The 22,571-nt window shown below is 56.0% G+C and carries 20 protein-coding genes; 5 read left to right on the forward strand and 15 right to left on the reverse strand.

Features of this window, described 5'->3' with window-relative positions:
* Positions 1-5: 5 nt before the first annotated feature.
* The 15 genes from FY206_RS04545 to thpR form a co-directional block, all read right to left on the reverse strand.
* Complete coding sequence (locus FY206_RS04545; RefSeq protein ID WP_032644101.1) at positions 6-611, reverse strand: fimbrial-like protein; 606 nt, start codon at positions 609-611, stop codon at positions 6-8.
* Positions 612-624: 13 nt separating this feature from the next.
* Complete coding sequence (locus FY206_RS04550; RefSeq protein WP_032644102.1) at positions 625-1,188, reverse strand: fimbrial protein; 564 nt, start codon at positions 1,186-1,188, stop codon at positions 625-627.
* Positions 1,189-1,213: 25 nt separating this feature from the next.
* Entirely contained in the window at positions 1,214-1,786 is a 573-nt protein-coding gene (locus FY206_RS04555; protein ID WP_032644103.1) for a fimbrial protein, read from the reverse strand.
* Between the two features lie 23 nt (positions 1,787-1,809).
* Positions 1,810-4,407, reverse strand: a complete 2,598-nt coding sequence (locus FY206_RS04560) for an outer membrane usher protein (protein WP_032644104.1) — start codon at positions 4,405-4,407, stop codon at positions 1,810-1,812.
* A gap of 76 nt (positions 4,408-4,483) precedes the next feature.
* Entirely contained in the window at positions 4,484-5,227 is a 744-nt protein-coding gene (locus FY206_RS04565; protein WP_032644105.1) for a fimbrial chaperone, read from the reverse strand.
* Between the two features lie 78 nt (positions 5,228-5,305).
* Positions 5,306-5,920: a fimbrial protein gene (locus tag FY206_RS04570; RefSeq protein WP_032644106.1), complete on the reverse strand. Its 615-nt coding sequence runs from the start codon at positions 5,918-5,920 to the stop codon at positions 5,306-5,308.
* A gap of 328 nt (positions 5,921-6,248) precedes the next feature.
* Entirely contained in the window at positions 6,249-6,629 is a 381-nt protein-coding gene (gene panD / locus FY206_RS04575; protein ID WP_003856284.1) for an aspartate 1-decarboxylase, read from the reverse strand.
* A 33-nt stretch (positions 6,630-6,662) separates the two neighbouring features.
* Positions 6,663-7,514, reverse strand: a complete 852-nt coding sequence (panC, locus tag FY206_RS04580) for a pantoate--beta-alanine ligase (RefSeq protein ID WP_032644107.1) — start codon at positions 7,512-7,514, stop codon at positions 6,663-6,665.
* A gap of 11 nt (positions 7,515-7,525) precedes the next feature.
* Positions 7,526-8,317, reverse strand: a complete 792-nt coding sequence (panB, locus tag FY206_RS04585; protein ID WP_032644108.1) for a 3-methyl-2-oxobutanoate hydroxymethyltransferase — start codon at positions 8,315-8,317, stop codon at positions 7,526-7,528.
* Between the two features lie 123 nt (positions 8,318-8,440).
* Positions 8,441-8,920 carry a 2-amino-4-hydroxy-6-hydroxymethyldihydropteridine diphosphokinase gene (gene folK / locus FY206_RS04590; RefSeq protein WP_032644109.1) on the reverse strand — a complete coding sequence of 160 codons (480 nt, stop codon included), beginning with the start codon at positions 8,918-8,920 and terminating at the stop codon, positions 8,441-8,443.
* Positions 8,917-10,314, reverse strand: coding sequence for a polynucleotide adenylyltransferase PcnB (gene pcnB, locus FY206_RS04595; RefSeq protein ID WP_077064275.1), 1,398 nt, complete (start codon positions 10,312-10,314; stop codon positions 8,917-8,919). Before pcnB ends, folK begins: the two co-directional genes overlap by 4 nt.
* A gap of 42 nt (positions 10,315-10,356) precedes the next feature.
* On the reverse strand, positions 10,357-11,247 hold the full coding sequence (gene gluQRS, locus FY206_RS04600) for a tRNA glutamyl-Q(34) synthetase GluQRS (RefSeq protein ID WP_032644111.1): 891 nt from the start codon (positions 11,245-11,247) through the stop codon (positions 10,357-10,359).
* A gap of 58 nt (positions 11,248-11,305) precedes the next feature.
* Positions 11,306-11,761, reverse strand: coding sequence for an RNA polymerase-binding protein DksA (dksA, locus tag FY206_RS04605; RefSeq protein WP_001155232.1), 456 nt, complete (start codon positions 11,759-11,761; stop codon positions 11,306-11,308).
* Positions 11,762-11,937: 176 nt separating this feature from the next.
* Positions 11,938-12,642: a DNA/RNA nuclease SfsA gene (gene sfsA, locus FY206_RS04610; RefSeq protein ID WP_032644112.1), complete on the reverse strand. Its 705-nt coding sequence runs from the start codon at positions 12,640-12,642 to the stop codon at positions 11,938-11,940.
* Positions 12,632-13,186: an RNA 2',3'-cyclic phosphodiesterase gene (thpR, locus tag FY206_RS04615; RefSeq protein ID WP_032644113.1), complete on the reverse strand. Its 555-nt coding sequence runs from the start codon at positions 13,184-13,186 to the stop codon at positions 12,632-12,634. Before thpR ends, sfsA begins: the two co-directional genes overlap by 11 nt.
* Before the next feature lie 73 nt (positions 13,187-13,259).
* On the opposite strand from thpR, the gene hrpB reads away from it, so the two are divergent.
* The 5 genes from hrpB to FY206_RS04640 all read left to right on the forward strand — a co-directional run bounded on the left by hrpB (position 13,260) and on the right by FY206_RS04640 (position 22,561).
* The gene (hrpB, locus tag FY206_RS04620; protein ID WP_032644114.1) at positions 13,260-15,689 is read left to right on the forward strand and encodes an ATP-dependent helicase HrpB; all 2,430 of its coding nucleotides are present in this window, start codon (positions 13,260-13,262) and stop codon (positions 15,687-15,689) included.
* A 178-nt stretch (positions 15,690-15,867) separates the two neighbouring features.
* Positions 15,868-18,390, forward strand: coding sequence for a bifunctional glycosyl transferase/transpeptidase (gene mrcB / locus FY206_RS04625; protein WP_032644115.1), 2,523 nt, complete (start codon positions 15,868-15,870; stop codon positions 18,388-18,390).
* A gap of 308 nt (positions 18,391-18,698) precedes the next feature.
* Positions 18,699-19,307: a fimbrial protein gene (locus FY206_RS04630; RefSeq protein WP_050488837.1), complete on the forward strand. Its 609-nt coding sequence runs from the start codon at positions 18,699-18,701 to the stop codon at positions 19,305-19,307.
* A gap of 42 nt (positions 19,308-19,349) precedes the next feature.
* Complete coding sequence (locus FY206_RS04635; protein WP_032644117.1) at positions 19,350-20,063, forward strand: fimbrial biogenesis chaperone; 714 nt, start codon at positions 19,350-19,352, stop codon at positions 20,061-20,063.
* A gap of 20 nt (positions 20,064-20,083) precedes the next feature.
* Positions 20,084-22,561, forward strand: a complete 2,478-nt coding sequence (locus tag FY206_RS04640; protein ID WP_077064274.1) for a fimbria/pilus outer membrane usher protein — start codon at positions 20,084-20,086, stop codon at positions 22,559-22,561.
* Positions 22,562-22,571: the final 10 nt, after the last annotated feature.

Below are 22,571 nucleotides of genomic sequence, written 5' to 3' on the forward strand. Positions count from 1 at the left end.
TCCCTTTATTCGTAACGTACATCGACCAGAACATTGCTGGTGACGGACCCGCCCGTCACTGCACCGGTGTTCTGATAGCGCACGCTGAATTCATAATCCGTTAAAACATTCCCGTTTTCCGCAATGTCATAGGCCACGTCTGAACTGCCATCGCTTTTCAAAACGTTGGTATTGTACTTTGCAGAAAAAATAACCAGGCCGACGTTCTGTGCGGCACCGGTAGTGGCATCATTTTTAAATACCTGATTCTGCCCGCTCCAGAATCCATTTTGCGGGGAAAAGCTGAAATGCAGCTGTCTGATCCCAGAGGTGTCTTCTTCGCCAGTGTAGCAATCCGTTACCGACACGGTGAACGGCGTTCCGGAGACGTAATCCGTCGGCGCGAGTCGGGTGGTGTTATCGCTGTTGTAAAACCAACTACGCGTAACCGTTGGCAGATAGACGTTCCCGCCATTGTTCACACTGATCTGACAGGTCGAGTTAACAATATTGGCCGTCATGTTCACATCCAGGCCTGAACTTGCCTGGCATACGCCAGGCAAAAGCCCACCAGCCAGGCCGACAAGCAACACAAGACCGGGCTGGCGAAATAAAATCGGTGATTGTTGCATGACAATTCCTGTATTACTGATAGGTGACGGTGAAGGTCACGGGTGCAGTTACCGAACCTGTACCGACGTCGGAGATGGTTTTATCTTTCGCGACCACAATACGGGAGTTCATTGGGAACTCACCTGCGCCGCTGGTGATGTTAACCGTCTGTGCTGCAGGTGGCGTCTTACAGGCCAACTCCACGCCGGAATCCACCGCGCCAGACCAAATTTCAAAGGCGGTGTTCTGGCCTGCGGCATAAGAGCTACCGTCCTTGTTAGTACCTGAACATGAACCACCTGTACCGGCCGCCGCAGAGACCGTGGCTTTTTTGACGCCTGAACAACCCGAGAATGAGATTTTCAGCGGTTCTACGCGACTTTTGTTCGCAATATCAGGTTTAAACACATCACCAAAATTCACCACAGTGGTATCAGCACCGGCGCTGTTGGTGACTTTAGCCGTACAGGTGCCCGCAGTAATCGTCGACTGTACGGTTAGCTTGACGCTGGAGGTGCCGGTGATGGCCGCATTTGCCGCGCTAGTAGCGAAAAGGGCAGCAACGGACAGGGCGAGTAATGTTGAGTTAAATTTCATTGGAGTGCTCCGTTATCTGCACAAATCATTCGTAGCTGAATTCAAACGTCACCACGGCTTCGAAATCGCCTGTGGTCATTTTGCCGGTTTGGGTTTCTTTCAGGGTCGCTACCAGTGGGACTTCCTTACTGGTGATTTCCGCCGCGCTCCAGACCAGACGTTGAGAATCGGTAGTCGAGTTAATGGTAAACGGTGCGTTTGTCGCGGATGCACGGGCAATGGTGACGGCCGCATAATCTGAACCACCGCTGGCGACGGGTTTCGAGTTGGTAATCCCCGTTGACAGATAGCCGCTTTGTGTACCTTTCACCGTGGTTTTCAGTGAGGTCAGCGATGACGGACATTCAACGATCGCCAGCTTGAAGCTGGCTGTTGCCGTACCCGCCTGTACCTGGTCGAGACCAATTTTGCCTTGTGAGTCGCCGATTTTGATCGTCTGCTCGGTATCGGAACCTGAGCCGCCCACCAGTTTCATATCACAGGTGGTTTCCTTGATGTTGGCGATAAAGTTAACGTCAAGATCGGTGCTGCGTGCCGTCCCTGAGAGAGTCAGCGCTGTCACTGCAATGACAGACAGGCTGAGAAGCGTCTTTTTCATATGATTTCTCTTGATTTCCCTGATTACATTTCACAAGTTTGGTTATTGAGGAGGGTGATAAGCCCGGCTTTTTCTGCATCCGGTCTCAGCTGATAGCGCACCGTGCAGGAACCGTCCTTGTCACCACTCCAGACCACGCGGAGCACGCCGCTGTTCTCGATGCCGCGAACATAGGCCTGGCCCGCCTGGCCAACTGTGCCCACAGATTCATTTTTTTCGTTCAGCACATCAGCGCCCAACGGAATAAAGCCGTTATCGTTGCGCTTAAGCTCCAGAATGACCGAACGTCCTTCGTCGGTTTCAAAATTCACCAGCACGACAGAACCGTTGCGCGGTACGGTGGTGGCAGTGGTGTTTTTCACTTCAACGTCATTTTCGAGGGTACTGATATCCAGCGAAACCCGGTTTTCCCGATAGGGGGACATATACGGCAGAATGCCGTACCCGGAGCCGTCAATCTTGCCTGCGCCATAGCCCACGCCGGCTCCTTTCGCACCGCTGGCCTTGACCACCGCGATGGAATCGTTATCGCCAATGCTGCCTGGTGCAAAGGCGATACCGCCTGCGTGCGCTACCATGCCGCCGCTGTAGGAGGCGGAGAACTGCTTGCTGTTATCGTCACCAAATGAGGCGGAGAGGCCAAGTGGACCATAGCCGCTATTCAGCGAGCCATAGCCGCTGACCTGGTTCAGGTTGCCGTAGTCACCGCTGCTGGACGACGCGCTGACGGAGTAGCTGACCTTGCTGTCACTGGTGCTGCCACTGGCGGAACTGTTGAAGTTGGTGCCGCCTTTAAGATCGGAACGCAGGCCCATGTTGAGGTTAGAGAACCCCGCCATGCGTGAGTTATCCGGCGAGAAGACGCTCAGCGGCACGCTCAGGCTGAGGTAAACGCTGTCATCCTGCTTACCGCGCTGGTCGTAGGTGCGCTGCAACGACAGGCTATAGCTACCGTAGGTAAAGCTGTTGTTGTAGCCCACGTTGTAGTTAGAGTTCGAGCCTTCCCCGTTCCAGTAATCCTGCCAGGTACCGCTAACGTACAGTGAACCATAATCCTTTTTATCCGCCCTCAACGGCTGGTTGAGACTGATTTGGACCTGGTTTTTAGTACGCTGGAAGTCATCGTACAGCGCGGTATTCGACGGGTAGCTACGGTTCGCATAGTTCTGCTGTTTGATGCTGTTGCTCAGCTGCGCGGCATCGTTCAGGCTCAGGTAGTCTTCCGTTGAGAAGCGATAGGCCGCCACGTTGAACGAGGTATTCGTGATTTCGATGCGCTTGCTGTATGTCAGACGATAACTCTGCCCGCTACGCGTGCCCAGGTCTTCGATATCCGCATGCGACTGGGTAATATCCAACGCGAAGGCACCGATCCCGGTGTTCATCGCCAGGCCGACAATACCTGCATAGAAGTCCATGTCGGTGTACTGTGCACCCACATAGCCCGTGAAGGTGTTGTTGATGCCGTAGTAGAGCGTACCGTAGCCCACCTGAGGTTTGTCGATCAGCGAGTCGTCGTTGAGCTCACCCATGCCAACATCCCAGCGCGAGGAGCCCGGGCGTAGCATCTGGGTAACGGACGAGAACGGCACGGTAAACGAGCGCTTGCTGCCGTCTGCCTCTTCTATGGTGACCAGCAGATCGTTACCGTAGCCCGTGGTGCTAAGATCGTTGATCTCAAACGCGCCCGGCGGTACGGAGGTTTCGTAAATTTTGTTGCCGCTCTGCGTGACGCTGACTTTGGCATTGCTGTTTGCCACGCCGCGAATCACCGGAGCGTACCCCGTCGTGCCGGTTGGCAGCATACGTTCGTCGCTGTAAAGGCGTGTGCCGCGCAGGCTTAACGAGTCGAAGGCTTCACCGTTGGTATAGGAGTCACCGATTATCCATTGCGCATCCAGGGCGGTGATGTCGCGCTGGAGATAAACGTCCTGGCTGTTGTAGTGCGTACCGTTGTCTTTATCCCAGTTCAGACTGCCGCGCGAGCGCAGGCGCCATGGTCCCATGTTGAGGCCATAGCGCAGGCCTGCATAGGCGCTTTCTGACGTTGAGCCGCTGTATTCACTGTGCCAGCCGTTGAGATCGTAAGACAGAAGCGCAGCCGGAATGCCGTTATCCCAGAGGGACGGATCGACATAGCCTACCGGGCGCTTAATCACGTAGATCTGCGGGAAGTCGAGGTTCAACTCCTGCTTAGCACTGTCGTAGATTACCGACGCTTCAGGATAGAATTTTTTAACATCGACGCAGGTCTCGTTGTCGTCGTCGGCCAGCTCGTCGCCGAGTTTGCTTGCATCAACGCCGGCCTGTACGAGCAGTTGCTTCGTGATACACGGCGTCGCGCGCGGCGTTCCGTTATCTTTAAAGACAACATTGGCCGTCAATTTTAACGTGCCGTTTAAATTGATTTTGGTACGGTAAGTCCCCGGAGATACCGGGTTACCGTGCGCAAAACGGCTTACGTCAATATTCGTACTGCCAGAAAGAAGAAACTGATCGTTAAACTCGACCGTATCTTCATTTTCCGGCGCGGTCTTGGTCGCTTCGTTATTTTCAGCACAAACATGTAAGGGGAATGCCGTGCCGATCGCAAGGCATAAAAGAGAACGTCGGAACACCATGGCACATCCATTTATCAGTGCGGATAAAAAATATCCGCAGACTTCATGCTATCTATCGTTATATTTCGCGAAGGAATTACTTCAGCGTGGTTTCGTGGTTGTCGACGCCGCCGTGATCGTTGATCGTTTCGTATGCCACTTTACCGGTCGTGGTGGTAGTTAATCCTTTGACCATCATGGCTTTCTCGCTGAAAGGCAGTACAGACTGGTGCGCGACCTCATAGGTCTTTTGACCCGACTTAAGCTTCACCATTGAAATGGCGACGTTGTATGGCGAGTCGTTATGGGCGACGAGGCTGACGCCGTTGCCTTCTTTCTTCATGGTCCAGGTAACATGATCGGCGGCGTCCAGCGCGTTGCCTTTCAGTCCGTCTGGGCGGAAGAAGAATTTAATGCGGGTGCGAAACGCCAGCTGGAGTTGGTTTGTGTTTTCGGCGTTGGCATTTTTAGGTTTTGGTGGAATTTCCAACACGTTAAACCAGAACAGCGATTCGCGGTCTTTTGGCAGCGAATGACCCATGTAGGTGATACGCAGAGACTGACCTTGCTTAGGATCGATACGTGAAACCGGCGGGGTGATCACGAACGGTAACTTAAGTTCTTCTGGGTTTGTTTCGTCACGACCGTCGTCCAGCCAGGATTGAACCAGCAGAGGTTTTCCCCCACGGTTATCCAGGTTAACGATCACGTCTTTTGATGATTCAGGATAAACAATACGAGTGCCAGAAATAACGATATCAGCACTGGCGTGTGATGCTGCAAATACAGCAGTAGTAAACAGCGCGGTCTTTAATCCTTTAATTACGGATGCGTTTAACATTTTTCCACTTCCTGTTGGAATGATACGAATAATCCCCCGAAAGCGGGGGATTAATTACAACTTAACTAAACGAATGGATTATTCGTAGATCATGGTGAAGGCAACCTGTGCCTGCACGGTACCCGCGGTTACTGGGTTAGTGGTTTTATCCCAGCCTTGACCCTGAGTGTAAGCCACTTTGTAGTACAGGTTAGCAGCACCGTTTGCATCAACAGTTGCCTGCTGGGTATTGTTGGTCTGGTCAACTTTTACCACGTCAGTTTTGGTGTTGCCGTCGTTGCTCAGCACCAGGTTAACGTTTTTCGCTGCGCCTTTAGCGTTTGCTGGTGGAACCAGCAGGCCGCCTTCGGTAGAAGAAGAACCCGCCCAGGAGTTGAACTGTGCAGATGCTTTAGCAACGGTATCAGCATCACAACCGGTCAGTGACAGGTTGAATTTCTTCTGGCCCAGGGTGCTGGTAGTACCCAGTGCAGTGGTGCCAAAATCAGCAACAGATACGGTGTCCAGCGTTACGTCGAAATCGTTACCATTCTGGTCGATTTTCTGATCCAGGGAAACTTTACAGGTAGTGTTAGAAACCATACCGTGGAAAGTGATAGTACCTGTGTCACTTGGAATTTCCGCTGCAACTGCAGAACCTGCGCTCAGAGCCAGTGCAATTGCCATACCCATGCCAACTTTTTTAAAAGACATACAAATATCCATATTTTGAGGTTAATATATTTAAATTAATAACTTAATATAAAGTTATTAATTGACAGCCTGAAATTTTATTTCGGGGTGGATTTTAGGGTTTTTTTTGAGACAGCGATAGTCAAAGGGGGTGATTAAAACTGCAGGTTGGTTTAAGTATTTCTTAATAGGTGAGGGCTATGCGTTTATATTATGTAAGGAAATCATATAAAATTTATTATGTTATATATTTAATTTATTGATTGGCCCGTTAATAAGCGCGATTTGCGCAAAAAAAGATTGGACTCATTTTTATGGTGAATGAAATTAAAATGAGTCCACGGAAAAATTAGGCAACCTGAACCGGAATCGCCTTCGCGGTGCGCTTCATTTCATTGTCGCCTTCAAAGTAGGCAACTTTTGGCTGCCAGCGACGCGCCTCTTCGTCAGACATCATCACGAAGCTGGCGATGATCACGATATCGCCCACGTCCGCGCAGTGCGCTGCCGCGCCGTTAACGGAGATGATTTTTGACCCGCGCTCGGCGGCAATGGCATAGGTGGAGAAGCGTTTGCCGTTGTTGACGTTCCAGATATCAATGGCTTCGTTTTCAAGAATACCCGCCGCGTCGAGGAAATCCTGGTCGATGGCGCAGGAGCCTTCATAGTGCAGGTCTGCCTGTGTGACTTTTACACGGTGAAGCTTACCTTGCAGCATTTTGCGAATCATTACGTTTACCTTTTCTCTTCCGGCCAGGAAAACCTACGCCAGTTCAACCACTTTGTTGTCGATTAGGCGGGCTTGACCAAGCCATGCCGCCACCAGAATGACCGCACGTTTGCTGGTCTGTACAAGCTCCAGAAGCGTGTCGGCATCGCGAATTTGAATATCATCAGCGCGGAAGCCTTTATCGTTCAGCGCCTGTTCAGCGAGGGCGATAATCTCTTCTGCCGCCAGCTCTTTTGCCAGAAGCTGCTCCGCCATGGCGTTCATGACCTTGCTTAAGCCCGGGGCGATTTTACGCTGGTCGGCGGTCAGGTAGCCATTTCGCGAGCTGAGCGCCAGGCCGTCTTTGGCGCGCACAATCGGTACGCCGACAATCTCGATATCGTAACCCATATCCGCCACCATCTTGCGGATCAGCGCCAGCTGCTGGAAATCTTTCTCGCCAAAACAGGCCACGTCCGGCTGTACCAGGTTGAACAGCTTGCTGACGATGGTCGACACGCCGCGGAAATGGCCCGGGCGGCTGGCGCCTTCGAGCATGGTGGAAATGCCCGGTACGTCAACGTAAGTGGCCTCATCGGTGCCCTGAGGGTAGACGTCCGACGGCGCCGGAGAGAAGACAATATCCGCATGGCGTTTTTTGAGCTTCTCGCAATCTTCCTGCAGGGTGCGCGGGTAGCGCGCCAGGTCGTCGGCGCGGTCAAACTGCATGGGGTTTACGAAGATACTGACCACCACGATATCCGCGCGGGCTCTGGCTTCGTCGACCAGCTTCATATGGCCGTCATGCAGGTTGCCCATGGTCGGGACCAGTGCGATACGTTTACCTTCCTGACGCGCGCGGCGGATATGCTGGCGAAGCAGCGGCAGGGTTTCAATGATTAGCACAACGAGACTCCTTAATGGAAACTGTGTTCTTCACCCGGGTAAACACCGGATTCAACGTCGGCAATATACTGCCTGACCGCGGCGCGCATGTCGCCCGCTTCGGTGAGGAAATTTTTGGCAAACTTCGGAATATGCCCGCCGGTGATGCCAAAGGCGTCGTGCATTACCAGAATCTGGCCGTCGGTGACGTTGCCCGCACCAATACCAATGACCGGAATGGACAGCGCGTCGGTGATACGCTTCGCCAGCTCAACCGGCACGCACTCCAGCACCAGCAGCTGGGCACCCGCGGCTTCCAGCGCCAGGGCATCATCAAACAGCGTCTGGGCGGCGTCACCGCGGCCCTGTACCTTATATCCACCAAAGATGTTGACGGATTGCGGCGTCAGGCCCAAATGGCCGCACACCGGCACGGCGCGTTCGGTGAGCATTTTCACCGTCTCCACCAGCCAGGCGCCACCCTCAATTTTGACCATATTAGCACCGGCACGCATCACAGCCGCCGCGTTTTCAAACGCCTGCTCCGGCGTGGCGTAGGCCATAAACGGCAGATCGGAGAGCAGCAGGCAGGCTGGAGCACCCCGGCGCACGGCGCGGGTATGGTAAGCGATATCCTCAACCGTGACCGGCAGGGTGGAATCATGTCCTTGTACCGTCATCCCTAACGAATCTCCCACCAGCATGACGTTGATACCCTCTTCGGCAAAGAGTTTGGCGAAGCTGTAGTCATACGCGGTGATGGTGGCGAAGCGTTTTTTTTCCTGTTTGCATTTCTGCAGTAAGGAGATGGTGGTTGGTTTCATACTGTTTCCTGATAGCCCAAAAGCGAATCTTTGCGCATTCTAACAGTAACATTCGAGGGAACAATGATTTTAGGCAACCGATTAACCACAATTATTTCGCGGTCAATCGGTGGGTGGAGAGGATCACCAGAGTGCGGGTTTTTCCGCGTTGAGGTTTTCCAAAATGGTCTTTAGCGAGGTACCGTCCGGGAAAGTAAGATCGGGAGCGACTTCAAAGAGCGGCCAGAGCATAAACCCGCGGTTTTTCATGTCGTAATGCGGAACGGTGAGGCGATCGGTATGAATAACCTCATGACCAAACAGCATAATATCGAGATCGAGGGTGCGCGGACCCCAGCGTTCGGCTTTGCGCACGCGTCCCTGCTGTAGCTCGATGCGCTGGGTGTTATCCAGCAGCGCTTCTACCTCGAGGCCTGTTTCCAGCACCACGGCAGCGTTCAGGTAATCAGGCTGATCCTGCGGGCCCAGCGGCGGCGTGCGGTAGAACGAGGAGACCGCCACGATCTGACTCTGTGGGATCTCGCCCAGCGCCTGTACGGCAGCATTAACCTGCTCCAGCGGAGAGGCTAAATTACTGCCGATGGCGATATACGCGAGGGTCATGCTGTCCCTTCACGACGCGGCGCGCGCTTGCGCGGACGACGATGGCGGCGACGCGGTTCCGGCTCTTCATCCAGCCCGGTAAGCATATCTTTTTGCTCCGGCGGGGCGGAGACCTGGAATTCGGCCCACCACTGTGACAGGCGCTGCAGCTCCTGGTTTCTTTCAATTTCGGCCCGCAGCGACAGCAGATCGAACGCGGCGCGGAATTTAGGATGCTCCATCAGCTTCCAGGCGCGTTTGCCCTGACGACGGGACATGCGCAGCTGAAGCTGCCAGATATCGCGCACCAGGGTGGTAATACGTTTCGGAATGGCGAGCGTGCGGCACCCTTCGTCCAGCACGTCGTTGGCGGCCAGCGCGAAGGCATCGTAATAGGCGAGCCCGCTCTCCTGGGTAATGCGCTGTGCCGTTTCCAGCAGCGGATACCAGAACATCGCCGCAAACAGGAACGCCGGGTTCACGCGCATGTCGTTGCGAATGCGGGTGTCGGTGTTTTTCAGCACCTGCGCAATCATCCGCTCCATTGGGCTGTCACCGTTTTCGGTGAAGTAGCGGGTAATGGTCGGGAACAGCGGCTGGAACAGGTTGTATTCGCGCAGCAGGTTATAGGTGTCAAAGCCGTGACCGGCCTGCAGCAGCTTCAGCGCCTCTTCAAACAGGCGGGCAGGCGGCACGTCGTTGATCAGCGTCGCCAGACGCGGAATAGGCTCTGCCGTTTCCGGGCTGATGCGCATATTGAGCTTGGCGGCGAAACGCACGGCGCGCAGCATGCGCACGGGATCTTCACGGTAGCGCGTTTCCGGCGTGCCGATCAGGCGAATCAGACCCTCTTTCAGGTCCTGCATACCGCCGACGTAGTCGCGCACGGTGAAATCCGCCACGCTGTAATACAGGCTGTTGATGGTGAAATCGCGACGCTGGGCATCTTCTTCGATAGAGCCGAAGATATTGTCGCGCAGCAGCATGCCGTTCTGGCCGCGCTGCGACGTGGTGCGATCGGACGCGCCCGCTTCGTGGTGGCCGCGGAAGGTCGCCACTTCGATAATTTCCGGCCCAAACATCACGTGAGCCAGGCGGAAGCGGCGGCCAACGAGACGGCAGTTGCGGAATAATTTGCGCACCTGCTCAGGCGTGGCGCTGGTCGTCACGTCGAAATCTTTGGGTTTTTTGCCCAGCAGTAAATCACGCACTCCACCGCCCACGAGATAGGCCTCGTAGCCCGCTTTATTCAGACGATAGAGCACCTTGAGGGCATTTTCACTGATATCTTTGCGGGAAATAGTGTGCTGCTCACGCGGAATAACCGACATGTGTGGCTGCGCAATAGCATCGTTCGCCATGCTCTCTTCGCGGCTTAGCACTTTACGGCAAAAATTAGCGACTCGGGTAAAAATGGTACACCTCGTAGTGTGTTTTGTTATGAAAAAAGCGGCTAATCATAGCTCAGCGCAACGCATTTGAGAATGCTGGATTTTTGGCACCGCCGCGAGCGTCCAGTTGGCAACGGCCATTTTCAGCAGTTCGTCAATATGCAGATCCTGCCATTCGTTGGTTACATTCTGGTTGAGAAATCGCAGCGCGTCGATCAAAACAGGACGCGGATCGCCGTCCGGCAGGGCCGGGGCGTGGTTCTGCTTTGACAATTTTAAGCCCTGCGCATTGACCGCCAGCGGCAGATGAATATAGTCCGGCGCCGTCCAGCCAAACCGGTGATACAGCGAGATTTGCCGCACGGTCGGCTCGACCAGATCCGCCCCGCGCACAATTTCCGTCACGCCCTGAAAACGATCGTCCACCACCACGGCAAGGTTGTAGGCGAACAGGCCATCACGACGGTGAATAATAAAATCTTCACGCGCGAGACGTTCATCGGCATGGATCTCGCCGGAGAGTAAATCGTTAAAGCGCGTCACCGGGGAGCGCTGCTTAATACGCACGGCGGCGTTTTCCGGAGGGTGGTTAAGCGTGCGGCAGTGGCCGTCATAGACGCCCCCCACGCTCTGGATACGCGCACGGGTGCAGGTGCAGTTATAGGAAAGCCCCTGCTCAGCGAGCCAGGCCAGACGTTCCCGATACGCTTCGTGGCGTTTTGACTGCCACAGAACCTCGTCATCCCAGTGAAGACCGTAATGTTCCAGCTGACGCAGAATCGTCTCTGCTGCACCGGGAACTTCACGCGGAGGGTCAATATCTTCAATGCGGACGAGCCATTTTCCCCGACGGGCGCGAGCCTGCAGGTAGCTGCCGAGCGCGGCAATTAATGAGCCGAAGTGTAATGCACCGGAAGGAGATGGCGCGAAGCGCCCAATATAGTGTGATTCAGACATATCAACGGTAACAAGGCGGGAGAGACTCCCGCCTTTGAGTGGGTAAACAGCGCTGGTATTAACCGGCCATCTGTTTTTCGCGGATTTCGGCCAGCGTTTTACAGTCGATGCACAGATCGGCGGTTGGACGCGCTTCCAGGCGACGAATGCCAATTTCAACACCGCAGGATTCGCAGTAGCCAAAATCTTCGTCTTCGACTTTTTTCAGCGTTTTCTCGATCTTTTTGATCAGTTTGCGCTCGCGGTCACGGTTACGCAGTTCGAGGCTGAACTCTTCTTCCTGAGCGGCACGGTCTACCGGATCTGGGAAGTTAGCAGCTTCATCCTGCATATGAGTAACGGTGCGATCGACTTCATCCCTGAGTTGATTACGCCATGCTTCAAGAATACGCTTGAAGTGCGACAGCTGGGCTTCGTTCATATACTCTTCGCCCGGCTTCTCTTGATACGGCTCCACCCCAGCGATGGCGAGAATACTCAGGGACGATGTTTTACGGTTTTGCCCTTCTTGCATGTTGCTTCTCCTTAACACGCACTATCGATCCCCGTGTTGGGGGAAAAATCAGGTCGCTATAAATAGCAGATGCTTTTCCGGATGGCAATTATCTAAACGTAACACTTGACAAGCCTGTGAGGAAAAGCGTATTTGCGCACGCGGCCAGAACACTTAATCGTCAATCGTCTAATCCCTTATAAGACAATGGGAAGAGAGGATCTCAGAGTCATATTATCGGCAGAAAGTTCCGCTTTATAAGCGAAAACCTCTACCCCCTGCTTTTGTGCCTCATTCAACAATTGCGCGTATTTAGGATCGATATGGCGGGCAGGGGAGAAACGTTCAATGGCTGAATGCAACACCGCAAACAGCAATACGGCGCGTTTGCCCGCCGCCGCAACACTCATTAGCTCTCGCAGGTGCTTCTGGCCACGTAGCGTGACCGCATCCGGGAAGAAGCCGTTTTCCTGCTCCGCTAACGTCACTGATTTTACTTCAATATAGCACTCCGGCCTGTCTTCTGCCTGTAACATGAAGTCAATTCTGCTGCCTTCATCGCCATATTTCACTTCGTTTTTATGCGTGCCATAACCGACCAGTTCGGGAATTGTGCCATGGGTCAGCGCTTCCTTAACCAGCTGATTTGCGCGCAGGGTGTTAACGCAAATAAATGCCCCATTTTGGGTTTCAGTCATTTCCCAGGTATGGGCATATTTACGTTTAGTATTTTCTGATGTGGAATACCAGACCGTGTCACCCGGCGTGGCGCAACCGGTCATGGCTCCGGTATTGGGGCAGTGCAGAGTGAGCGTTTCCCCCTCAGGTGTCACCACGTCGGCGAGGAAGCGTTTGTAGCGTTGGACAAGCGTAGCGTGCTGCAGGGGAGGACTAAACTTCATCAGAATTCCTTTCGGTGTCGCCCAGCGTCCAGCGCTGCAGCGGCGTGTAGCGTGTGCGTCCTTGAGCAAAGACGGATTCATAAAGCGCGAATTCATTGACCGGGAAGGCCCAGTGAAAGCCCGGGGCCGGGAGGGCAACGGCCTGACCGGCATCGCGCAGCAGCGTGATATGCGGATGAAATGGCTGCGGGCTCTGATAACAGCCGCTGCGGGCCGCCTGCGCGCGCAGCATATTTGCCAGCTGTAACAAACCGCGCGGCGGCTGGCGCGTGCCCAGCCAGACCACGCGCGAACGCAGCCACTGTCCCGCGTCGTCGAGATGAAGCGTAAACGGCGGCTGAGAAATCCGCCCGGCCATGGCGGCTAGCGCCCCCTGTTTTTCGGGGCTGACGTCGCCCAAAAAGGCCAGCGTCAGGTGCAGGTTGGCCGCCGCTACGGGGCGGCCTGCCTCCGGCGGGAAGCGATCGGCGCGCCAGCGAACAATCTGACGCTGTATCGTGGTGGGCAATTCAATGGCAAAAAACAGCCGTTTCGACTCGGGCATACGGAGGACTCGGTAATGATATGCGCCGATGCTACAATGTACGCCGACTAATGTTAACCCTCTGGAGCTGTTAGTGTCCTCATTGCCGGTCGCCGTCATTCTTCCCGAGCTTCTCGCTGCCTTACGCCATGCCCCGCAGGTTTTGCTGAATGCCCCGACGGGCGCGGGCAAGTCCACCTGGCTGCCGCTGCAGATCCTGAAAGACGCAAACATCAGCGGGAAAATTATCCTGCTGGAGCCGCGCAGGCTGGCCGCGCGCAACGTGGCGCAGCGTCTGGCGGAACTGCTGAATGAAAAGCCGGGCGAAACCGTAGGTTACAGGATGCGCGCCGAGACCTGCGTTGGAGCGACCACGCGGCTTGAGGTGGTCACCGAGGGGATTCTCACCCGCATGCTGCAAAACGATCCGGAGCTGACCGGCGTCGGGCTGGTGATCCTGGATGAGTTCCACGAGCGCAGCCTGCAGGCGGATCTGGCCCTCGCGCTGCTGCTGGACGTTCAGCAGGGGCTGCGCGACGATCTTAGGCTGCTTATTATGTCGGCCACGCTGGACAACGCGCGGCTACGGCAGACGCTGCCCGATGCGCCGGTCATCAGCTCGGAAGGGCGGGCCTTTCCGGTTGAGCGCCGCTTTCAACCGCTTCCCTCGCATCAGCGCTTTGACGAGGCGGTCGCCATTGCCGCCGCCGAGCTGCTGCGTCAGGAAGCGGGTTCCCTGCTGCTGTTTTTGCCGGGCGTCGGTGAAATCCAGCGCGTGCAGGAACAGCTTTCTTCCCGCGTAGGTGGCGATGTGCTGCTTTGCCCGCTCTACGGCGCGCTGTCGCTTCAGGAGCAGCGTAAAGCCATTCTTCCCGCCCCGGCGGGGCAGCGCAAGGTGGTGCTGGCCACCAACATTGCTGAAACCAGCCTGACCATTGAAGGTATTCGCCTGGTGGTGGATAGCGCGCAGGAGCGGGTGGCAAGCTTTGACCCGCGTACCGGGCTGACGAAACTCCTGACGCAGCGCATCAGCCAGGCGTCGATGGTGCAGCGCGCGGGCCGTGCGGGGCGTCTTGAGCCGGGTATCTGCCTGCATTTGACCAGCGCGGAGCAGGCCGAGCGCGCTGCGCAGCAAAGCACGCCGGAAATTTTACAAAGCGATCTGTCAGGCCTGGTGATGGATCTGCTGCAGTGGGGCTGTCCGAACCCCGAGCAGCTCACCTGGCTTGATGCCCCTCCAGTGGTGAACCTTGCCGCCGCGCGCAATCTGTTAACGGAGCTTGGCGCGCTGGAAGGCGAGCGTCTGACGGCGCGCGGCCAGAAAATGGCGGCGCTGGGCAACGATCCGCGTCTGGCCGCGATGCTGGTGGCCGCGCGGGGGGACGATGAAATTGCCACGGCGGCCAAACTGGCGGCTATCCTTGAGGAGCCGCCGCGCGGGGGCAGCAGCGATCTGGGGCAGGCCTTTTCACGTAATCAGGGGAACTGGCAGCAGCGGGCACAGCAGCTGTGTAAACGGCTGAATAGCCGGGGAGGCGCGCCCGACAGCGATAAGATCGCCTTCCTGCTGGCGCAGGCCTTCCCGGACAGGGTTGCCCGTCGGCGCGGGCTGGACGGTCGCTACCAGCTGGCAAACGGCATGGGGGCGATGCTGGACAGCGATGATGCGCTGACGCGTCACGAATGGCTGATTGCACCGCTCCTGCTCCAGGGGAGTCACTCCCCGGATGCGCGCATCCTGCAGGCGGTAGCGGTAGAGATAGACGCCCTGGCGCGAGCCTGTCCGCAGCTGCTTAAGCAATCGGACATCGTCGAGTGGGATGATGCCCAGGGCACGCTGAAGGCGTTTCGCCGTAGCCAGATTGGTAAGTTGACGCTCGGGACGACGCCGCTGGCGAAGCCGTCGGAAGAGGAGTTACACCAGGCGATGCTCAACGGTATCCGGGAAAAAGGGCTGAGCGTCCTGAACTGGACGCCGGAAGCGGAGCAGTACCGCATTCGTCTGCGCTGCGCCGCGAAGTGGTTACCGGAAAACGATTGGCCCGCTGTGGATGATGAGACGCTGCTGGCTACGCTTGAGCGCTGGCTACTGCCGCAAATGAGCGGCGTGCACTCCCTGCGTGCCCTTAAGGCGATTGATGTTAAGACCGCGTTACAGAATTTACTGGACTGGTCATTACGTCAACGTCTGGATAGTGAACTGCCGGGGCATTACACTGTGCCGACCGGAAGCCGGATTGCCGTCCGTTATCATGAGGATAATCCGCCGGCGCTGGCCGTTCGGATGCAGGAGATGTTTGGTGAGGCCACCACGCCGTCCGTTGCTGACGGGCGCGTGCCGCTAGTGCTTGAGCTGCTGTCGCCAGCGCATCGCCCGCTACAAATCACCCGGGATTTGGGTGCGTTCTGGGCGGGCAGCTACCGTGAAGTGCAGAAAGAGATGAAGGGGCGATACCCCAAACACGTGTGGCCGGACGATCCGGCGAATACGGCGCCGACGCGGCGAACGAAGAAGTATTCGTAAAAGGGGAGTGCGGCCTGATGCCCTCACCCCGGCCCTCTCCCACAGGGAGAGGGAGAAAACACTAAAAACGGCAACTATCGTTACCGTTTTGCTTTTGTTTTGAGAGATTTCTTCTTTCACTGGTCAGTGGAAGAAATGAGAATCGGGCCTTTGCGCCTGAACGTTGCGGAGAAAAAGCATGGCGGGGAATGACCGCGAGCCAATAGGACGTAAGGGAAAACCCACGCGTCCGGCGAAAGAAAAAGTAAGCCGTCGTCGCCTCAGAGATGAGGACTATGACGATGACTATGAAGACGATGATGAGGATGATGAACCCATGCCGCGTAAAGGAAAAGGCAAAGGGCGCAAGCCTCGGGGCAAACGCGGCTGGTTCTGGCTGCTGCTGAAGCTGTTTATTGTTTTTGTTGTGCTGATGGCAATTTACGGCGTGTACCTGGATCAGAAGATCCGCAGCCGTATCGACGGTAAAGTCTGGCAGCTACCTGCGGCAGTGTATGGCCGTATGGTGAACCTTGAGCCAGATATGTCCATCACGAAGAACGAAATGGTGAAGCTGCTGGAAGCCACCCAGTATCGCCAGGTGTCAAAAATGACGCGGCCCGGCGAGTTTACCGTGCAGGCGAAAAGCATCGAGATGATCCGCCGTCCGTTTGATTTCCCGGACAGCAAAGAAGGCCAGGTGCGCGCGCGTCTGACCTTTGACGGCGATCGTCTGGACACCATCGAGAACATGGATAACAACCGTCAGTTCGGTTTCTTCCGTCTCGATCCGCGCCTGATCACCATGCTCTCGTCGGCAAACGGCGAGCAGCGTCTGTTCGTGGCGCGTAACGGCTTCCCGGATCTGCTGGTGGATACCCTGCTGGCAACCGAGGACCGTCATTTCTACGAGCACGACGGCATCAGCCTTTACTCTATCGGCCGTGCCGTACTGGCGAACCTGACCGCGGGTCGTACCGTGCAGGGGGCGAGTACGCTGACTCAGCAGCTGGTGAAGAACCTGTTCCTCTCCAGCGAACGCTCTTACTGGCGTAAAGCCAACGAAGCGTACATGGCCGTGCTGATGGACGCGCGTTACAGCAAGGATCGTATTCTTGAGCTGTACATGAACGAGGTGTACCTCGGTCAGAGCGGCGATAACGAAATCCGCGGCTTCCCGCTGGCCAGCCTGTACTACTTTGGCCGCCCGGTGGAAGAGCTGAGCCTGGACCAGCAGGCGCTGCTGGTGGGCATGGTGAAAGGGGCGTCCATCTACAACCCGTGGCGTAACCCGAAGCTGGCGCTGGAGCGTCGTAACCTGGTGCTGCGTCTGCTGCAACAACAGCAGGTGATTGACCAGGAGCTGTACGACATGCTGAGCGCGCGTCCGCTTGGCGTTCAGCCGCGCGGTGGGGTGATCTCGCCACAGCCTGCGTTTATGCAGCTGGTGCGTCAGGAGCTGCAAAGCAAGCTGGGTGATAAGGTCAAAGATCTCTCCGGCGTGAAGATCTTCACCACCTTTGACTCGGTCGCCCAGGACGCGGCGGAAAAAGCGGCGGTGGAAGGTATTCCGGCCCTGAAGAAGCAGCGCAAGCTCTCCGATCTGGAAACCGCGATGGTGGTGGTTGACCGAAACACCGGCGAAGTGCGCGCGATGGTGGGCGGCGCCGAGCCGCAGTTTGCAGGCTACAACCGCGCCATGCAGGCGCGCCGTTCGATTGGTTCTCTGGCAAAACCGGCGACCTACCTCACCGCCCTGAGTCAGCCGAATCTGTATCGTCTGAATACCTGGATTGCGGATGCGCCGATCTCCCTGCGCCAGCCTAACGGCCAGGTTTGGTCCCCGCAGAACGATGATAAACAGTTCAGCGGCCAGGTCATGCTGGTGGATGCGTTGACTCGCTCCATGAACGTGCCAACGGTGAACCTGGGCATGTCGCTGGGCCTGCCTGCGATTGTCGACACCTGGCAAAAACTGGGCGTGTCGAAAGATCAGCTGCACCCTGTGCCGGCGATGATCCTCGGGGCCCTGAACCTGACGCCAATCGAAGTCGCCCAGGCATTCCAGACCATCGCCAGCGGCGGTAACCGTGCGCCGCTGTCGGCCCTGCGTTCGGTGATTGCCGAAGATGGCTCCGTGCTGTATCAGAGCTTCCCGCAGGCGGAGCGCGCCGTTCCGGCTCAGGCCGCCTATATGACGCTGTGGACGATGCAGCAGGTTGTGCAGCGCGGTACCGGGCGTCAGCTGGGGGCGAAGTATCCGGGCCTGCATCTGGCGGGAAAAACCGGGACCACCAACAACAACGTCGATACCTGGTTTGCCGGTATTGATGGCCGCGAAGTGGTCATCACCTGGGTAGGCCGCGACAACAACCAGCCGACCAAACTGTACGGGGCGAGCGGGGCGATGTCGATTTACCAGCGCTATCTGGCCAATCAGTCCCCGGTGCCGCTGAACCTTGTCGCGCCGGAAGATATCGTGGATATGGGCGTTGATGGTTCCGGTAACTTTGTCTGCGGCGGCGGGATGCGTACCCTGCCGGTCTGGACGACCAATCCGGACTCGCTGTGCCAGCAAAGCCAGCCAGAACAGCCAGCGGGTAACCCGTTCGACCAGTCTTCTCAGCCTCAGCAGCCGCAGCAACAGCAGCCACAGCAGAACGAGAAGAAGGACAGCGATGGCGTAGCCGGCTGGATTAAGGATATGTTTGGCGGTAACTAATTAGTTCGCTGAATAAAAGGCCGCTTTATTATAAAGCGGCCTTTTTTTATGATTCACAGTTTGTAATTTTTTAATAAAAATAAATCCATAATTAAGAATTGCTAAGGTTTGTTATTTCTTATTTAAAACATGCTCTTGTGAGCTTTTGCTTTTGATTGGTTTGTATACGGTCTGGACACTCGCAAGAATAATCTGATGTAATGTTCTTAAGGAATTATTGGTTTTCCTCAAATGTCGCTGGCTACATTGCCTGGCGTGAGTGATATAAAAGATTAAATAACATTCTGACGCACTGTACAGTGGCGGGAATGGATGACTGCATCGGAATATATAAGGATATGAATATGAACAAGTCTGTTATTTCTTCATTTTTGGCTGGAAGCATTTTGGCTGCGCTGTCTCTGCCAGTATTAGCCTCGAGCGATTCAGGCACGGTGAATTTTGCCGGAAAAGTGGTGGCTGACACCTGTGAAATCAATGTCGACGGCTCCGGCACGACATCATCAACCGTGACGTTCGCCGATACCTATCCTTCCGACTTTGGCTCTGACGGCGCGGTGGGCACCACCAAAGCGTTTAAGATCGAAGTGAAAAAATGCGACCCGCTGGTTGCCAAGCTAAACCTCAAGTTCAGCGGTACGACGACGGACGCCGCGAAAAAACGGCTCAAAAACGATCTCAGCGGCGCGGGCAATGCCAGCAACGTTGGCATTATCGTCAGCAATGAAAACGGCTCGAAAGGCGACGTGGTGTTTGACGGCTCCGTGCCCGCTGCGGGCACCGATGTGGCAAACGATGAGACAGGAGCCACCGCGTCGGTCTTTAACTATATCGCGAAGGTGATTCAGATAGGCGATACGGCACCTACCGCTGGCCATTATTCCTCTTCGGCAACGTTCGAGGTTGTGTATCGCTAAATTATGACAGGCAGCCTTCACGGCTGCCATTTGGAACGCAGTATGAAGACTTTATTTAAATTGTTATGTGGTTGTTTAGTTATTTCTTGCCTGTCAGCGCAGGCCAGCGTGGTTCTTGGCGGAACGCGTATTATTTATCCTTCAAATAAATCTGAAGTACAAATAGCCCTTAAAAATAAAGATCCGCATACGCGTTATCTGGTGCAAAGCTGGGTCAGCTACGTCAATAATGCCAAAGCGCCCTTCGTTATTACGCCTCCTGTTTATAAGCTGCAGGAGAATCGTCAAACCCTTTTACACATTATTTTCACCGGCGATAAAAAAAGCCTGCCGTCAGACCGCGAATCGCTGTTCCTGGCGAATGTGAAATCGGTCTCCGCGCTGTCCCCGGAGCTGAAAGAGAAAAACACCCTGCAGTTCGCGATGAAAACGCGGCTGAAGCTTTTTTGGCGCCCGTCTCAGCTAAAAGAGGCCGATGCGCTGGTGGCGGATGAAAAAATGACGTTCCGTCGCCAGGGCGACACGCTTATCGCCAAAAACCCGACACCGTATTACATCTCCTTTGGCGACCTGGCCGTGGGCGGGAAAAGCGTACCGGTGGAAGAGACGGAAGCCACGCCGGGGGCCATCTCGATGATGGTCGCGCCGTTTAGCGAGCAGCGTTTTGCGTTGCCGAAAGGGGCGGCGGGTGCGGTGACCTGGACGGCAATCAATGATTTCGGGGCGCAAACCCCTCAGCGCAAGCAGGCCCTTTAACGAGATCGTGTTGGAATGCTATGTCATCGTCCTCTCACCATAAGCAGGTATTGTCCGGGATTGTGCTCGTGCTGTTCGCCGCGATCCCGCCTGCGTGGGCCGATGACGAATTCAACCTGCGGATCCTCGAGCTGGATACCCCGCTAGAAAATACCGCTACGCTCAAAAACTTCATTAACGATAACGGCTTGCTGGCAGGAAGCTATCTCACCACCATCGTGTGGGATCGGGACGTCGTGGACAAACGCGTCGTCAACTATGTGCTTTCTGACGATAAGCAGCGTCTTCTGCCGGAGCTAACCAAAGCGGACCTGCGTGAATACGGCGTGAACGTCGACGCCGTTCCGGATCTTAAAGATCTCGACGACACGACCTGCATCCGGGATATCTCCCATTTTATTGAACATGCTCGCTACGATTACAATCAGGATAACCAGACTCTGACGCTGGTCATTCCGCAGGTATATCGTAGCCGCGCGGTTGCGGGCGCGATTAACCCGAAATTCTGGGATGACGGCGCCCCGGTGGCGTGGACAAGCTATCAGCTCAGCGGTTCTCAGCAGCACTACAGCACCGGCCAAACCTCATCCACCTGGCTTGGCCTGACGTCGGGTCTTAATTTCGGCGCGTGGCGGCTGCGTAACAACAGCACCTGGAGTGATGCCTCGAGCTGGGAAGCCATCGCCACCACCCTTCAGCGCGATATCAAAACGCTCAAAAGCCAGCTTGAGCTGGGCCAGACGTACACCAACAGCGAGCTGTTCGACAGCGTGCAGATGACCGGCATGACGCTGGAGACGGATACGGCGATGCTGCCGGTTAGCCAGCAGGGGTTTGCGCCCGTCGTGCGGGGGATTGCCAACAGCGATGCAAAAGTCACCATTAAGCAAAACGGCTACATCCTTTATCAAACCAACGTCTCGCCGGGGCCGTTTGAGATCCGTGACTTAAGCCAGGTTGCCTCCGGCTCGGATCTGGAGGTGACCGTTGAAGAGGCGGATGGCTCGGAACACAGCTTTATACAGGCCAGCGCCTCGGTGCCGGTGCTCCAGCGCGAGGGCGGGTTTAAGTATTCGCTGGCGGCCGGACGTTATCGTGGTAATGAAGGGGAGGAGGAGCCTGCCTTCGTGCAGGGCACGGCCATTTATGGCCTGCCGTACGGCGTAACGGCCTACACCGGTGCGCAGGGGGCGTCGTTGTATCATGCGCTGCTGCTGGGCGTTGGCGCGGATTTGGGCCGTCTGGGCTCAGCCTCGGTAGATCTCACCTCCGCCCGAACCGCCTTTGACGACGGGCGTGACGACGCAAACGGACTTTCATGGCGAGCACAATATTCGAAAGATATTCCCGATACGGATACCACCGTTACGCTTGCCAGCTACCGCTATTCCACGTCCGGGTTTTATACCTTCCAGGAGGCCATCGATCAGCGCGACAGCGAGATTGATGACGGTATTTATACCTATCGCAGAACCAACAACCGCCGAAGCCGCATGCAGGTAAACCTTTCCCAGCAGCTTTCTGACTGGGGCTCGGCGTATCTTAACGGCTATCAGCAGGACTACTGGGATATGGACGGTCATGAGCGCAGCGTCAGCGCCGGGCTGAGCTCCAGCTGGCGGGATATTACCTGGTCGATAAGCTATAACCTGACCCGCACGCCAGATGCCGATACCGATCGGCAACTGGCGCTGAACGTCAACATCCCGTTATCGCGCTGGCTCTCTAACGCGTGGGCTAACTACAGCGTTAATACCGCAGGCGATGGGTTTGCCTCCCACCAGGTAGGGATCGGCGGTACCGCGCTTGAGGATAACAAGCTGAGCTATAACCTGCAGCAGACCTACGCCAACAAGGATACGGGCTATGGTGCGAGCGTATCAGGACGCTACCGCGGCTCGTCCGGCGAGGTTGGCATGGGGTACAGCTATGGTGGGGATAACCGGCAGTGGAACTACAGCGCGCAGGGTTCCATCGTGGCCCACGGACAGGGCATTACGCTGGGGCAGCCCGTGCGGGACGCCTTTGCGATTGTCCACATCGACGACGGAGATAACGTCAACGTTCAGAACGGGCGTGGCATTTATACCGATGCCTTTGGCAATGCGATCGTGCCGTCGCTGACGGCGTACCGACACAATACCCTCACGGTCAACACGCAGGATCGCAGCGATATTGATATTGATGCGGCAACGTTAGGTCTCGTGCCGACAAAAGGGGCGGCGATACTGGCGACCTTTGACGCCCGCGTTGGGCGTCGCGCGCTGGTCGCCCTGCGCCACCAGGGGAAACCGGTGCCGTTTGGCGCCATCGTGGCGCTCGATAACACCACCGCGATTGTCGGTGATGAGGGCGAAGTCTACCTCTCCGGGCTCAAGGGACATACCTCGTTCAGCGCGCAGTGGGGAGAGGCGCACGACGAACAGTGCCATGGGGACATCGATTTGCCGGATGGCAAAGCCGAGGGAATTATTAACACCGCGGTCAATTGCCGCTGAAGCAGGAGTA

This window comes from Enterobacter chengduensis, from assembly GCF_001984825.2.
Taxonomy (GTDB): Bacteria; Pseudomonadota; Gammaproteobacteria; order Enterobacterales; family Enterobacteriaceae; genus Enterobacter; species Enterobacter chengduensis.

Bases quoted from the DNA above. Each gene is read 5' to 3' on its own strand.
- FY206_RS04545 (WP_032644101.1), bottom strand. From the start codon at position 611: ATGCAACAATCACCGATTTTATTTCGCCAGCCCGGTCTTGTGTTGCTT.
- FY206_RS04550 (WP_032644102.1), bottom strand. From the start codon at position 1,188: ATGAAATTTAACTCAACATTACTCGCCCTGTCCGTTGCTGCCCTTTTC.
- FY206_RS04555 (WP_032644103.1), bottom strand. From the start codon at position 1,786: ATGAAAAAGACGCTTCTCAGCCTGTCTGTCATTGCAGTGACAGCGCTG.
- FY206_RS04560 (WP_032644104.1), bottom strand. From the start codon at position 4,407: ATGGTGTTCCGACGTTCTCTTTTATGCCTTGCGATCGGCACGGCATTC.
- FY206_RS04565 (WP_032644105.1), bottom strand. From the start codon at position 5,227: ATGTTAAACGCATCCGTAATTAAAGGATTAAAGACCGCGCTGTTTACT.
- FY206_RS04570 (WP_032644106.1), bottom strand. From the start codon at position 5,920: ATGTCTTTTAAAAAAGTTGGCATGGGTATGGCAATTGCACTGGCTCTG.
- panD (WP_003856284.1), bottom strand. From the start codon at position 6,629: ATGATTCGCAAAATGCTGCAAGGTAAGCTTCACCGTGTAAAAGTCACA.
- panB (WP_032644108.1), bottom strand. From the start codon at position 8,317: ATGAAACCAACCACCATCTCCTTACTGCAGAAATGCAAACAGGAAAAA.
- folK (WP_032644109.1), bottom strand. From the start codon at position 8,920: ATGACCCTCGCGTATATCGCCATCGGCAGTAATTTAGCCTCTCCGCTG.
- gluQRS (WP_032644111.1), bottom strand. From the start codon at position 11,247: ATGTCTGAATCACACTATATTGGGCGCTTCGCGCCATCTCCTTCCGGT.
- dksA (WP_001155232.1), bottom strand. From the start codon at position 11,761: ATGCAAGAAGGGCAAAACCGTAAAACATCGTCCCTGAGTATTCTCGCC.
- sfsA (WP_032644112.1), bottom strand. From the start codon at position 12,642: ATGAAGTTTAGTCCTCCCCTGCAGCACGCTACGCTTGTCCAACGCTAC.
- thpR (WP_032644113.1), bottom strand. From the start codon at position 13,186: ATGCCCGAGTCGAAACGGCTGTTTTTTGCCATTGAATTGCCCACCACG.
- mrcB (WP_032644115.1), top strand. From the start codon at position 15,868: ATGGCGGGGAATGACCGCGAGCCAATAGGACGTAAGGGAAAACCCACG.
- FY206_RS04630 (WP_050488837.1), top strand. From the start codon at position 18,699: ATGGATGACTGCATCGGAATATATAAGGATATGAATATGAACAAGTCT.
- FY206_RS04635 (WP_032644117.1), top strand. From the start codon at position 19,350: ATGAAGACTTTATTTAAATTGTTATGTGGTTGTTTAGTTATTTCTTGC.
- FY206_RS04640 (WP_077064274.1), top strand. From the start codon at position 20,084: ATGTCATCGTCCTCTCACCATAAGCAGGTATTGTCCGGGATTGTGCTC.